We start from the raw sequence: 1290 nt of genomic DNA on the forward strand, positions 1-1290 counted from the left end.
CGCGATGCCGCCGCCGGTCTCACTCGCGCCCAGGCTGCGCGGCTGGTCGTAGCCGATCCACACCACCGTCGCCACGCGGCGCTGGAAGCCGGCGAACCAGGCGTCCACCGCATCGTTGGTCGTGCCGGTCTTGCCGTACAGGTCGTAGCGCTTGAGCGACTGGCTCGCCCGGTAGGCCGTGCCGCGGATCGCCACCTCGCGCAGCAGCGAGCCGGTGATGAACGCATTGCGCTCGCTGATCGCGCGGCGCTCGTCGGTGAGCTTCTCCGGCTCGGCCTCGAACAGCACCTGGTTCTGCGCGTCGACGATCTTCGTCACCAGCAGCGGCTTGAGCAGGTAGCCGCCGTTGGCGAAGACCGAGTACGCACTGGCCATCTGCAGCGGCGTCACCGAGCCCGAGCCCAGCGCCAGCGTCAGGTTCTCCGGCTGCTTGTCGACATCGAGGCCGAACTTGCCGGCCCAGGCGCGGCCGCGCGCCGGCGTCAGCTGCTCCAGCACCCGGATCGTGACCATGTTCTTGGACTTGGCCAGGGCCTGGCGCAGCGTCATCGGACCGTCGAAGTTGCCGTCCGAGTTGCGCGGGCTCCAGTCGCCCACCGAGATCGGCGCGTCGTCCACCAGCGTCGCCGGGCTGGCGCCGTTCTCCATCGCCGCCGAGTAGATGAAGGGCTTGAAGCTGGAGCCCGGCTGGCGCCAGGCCTGCGTCGCGTGGTTGAACTGGTTGCGGTTGAAGTCGAAGCCGCCCACCAGCGCCAGGATCTTGCCGCTGTCGGGCTCGACCGAGACCAGCGCGCCCTCGGCCTCCGGCGACTGCGTCACCGCCCAGGCGCCCTTGGGGAACTCCTTGGTGGGGTTGCCGCGCAGCACCCGGACGATGGCGCCGCGATGGATGCGCAGCTCCGGCTTGGCCTTGGCCGACAGCGCCGATTGCACCGAGCGCAGGCCATCGCCCTTGATCTCGATGTCCTCGCCATCGGCCAGCGTCGCCTGCAGCCGGTTGGCCGCGACCTGCGTCACGACGGCAGCGCGCAGGTCGTCGTTGTCGGGATGCTCGTTGAGCGCCTGCGCGATCGCGGTGTCCTGGTCCTGCGCGTCCATGCCCTCGGGCAGGTCGACCTCGCCTTCCGGACCGCGCCAGGCCTTGCGGCGCTCGTAGTCCATCAGCGTGCGGCGCAGCGCCTTGTACGCGGCGACCTGGTCGTCCATGCGCAGCGTCGTGGTCACCCGCAGGCCGCGGCTGTAGGCCTCGTCGCCGTACTGGGCGTGGACCACCTGCCGCACCATCTCCGC

1 protein-coding gene is annotated in these 1290 nt (G+C 70.5%); it reads right to left on the reverse strand.

Annotated features, from left to right (window positions below):
- A partial coding sequence (locus tag FUT87_RS13060; protein ID WP_255511808.1) for a penicillin-binding transpeptidase domain-containing protein occupies positions 1-1290 on the reverse strand: 1290 nt, incomplete at both ends.

It is taken from the genome of Mitsuaria sp. TWR114 (assembly GCF_007997345.1).